The 335-nt window shown below is 55.5% G+C and carries 1 pseudogene; it reads left to right on the top strand.

From position 1 onward, the window contains the following. A pseudogene (locus L1076_RS26900) lies at window positions 1–335 on the top strand (hypothetical protein); the annotation flags it as partial.

Here is a 335-nt window from a genome sequence, read left to right as displayed (position 1 = left end):
TTGCGGGGACGTCAACACGCTTTGATGGCCAAACGGTGAGCGTAGAAATCAAAGCGCAAGGCAGCGAAACGGCTATCGTGAGCAGCAATGCCACGGTGCAAAGCGGCGGCGCTTGGACGAGCAACGCAATGGACATCAGTGGTGAGACAAATGGCACCTACACCGTAGTGGTGACGGGAACCAACGCATCGAATGTCGAGGCGACACAAACGACGACGTTCACGCTATCGCAGGCATTGCCAACCTTGACCAGCGCGAGCTTTAACCCAACGCACCAGTTGGAAGGGCAAAATGTCACGGTCACACTGGAGTTTGATAAAGCGCTTCAAGCAGCG

It is taken from the genome of Vibrio sp. MMG023 (assembly GCF_021654215.1).
Taxonomy (GTDB): Bacteria; Pseudomonadota; Gammaproteobacteria; order Enterobacterales; family Vibrionaceae; genus Vibrio; species Vibrio jasicida.
The sequence above is the reverse complement of the archived record's forward strand: the minus strand, read 5'-3'. Positions and strand labels throughout refer to the sequence as shown.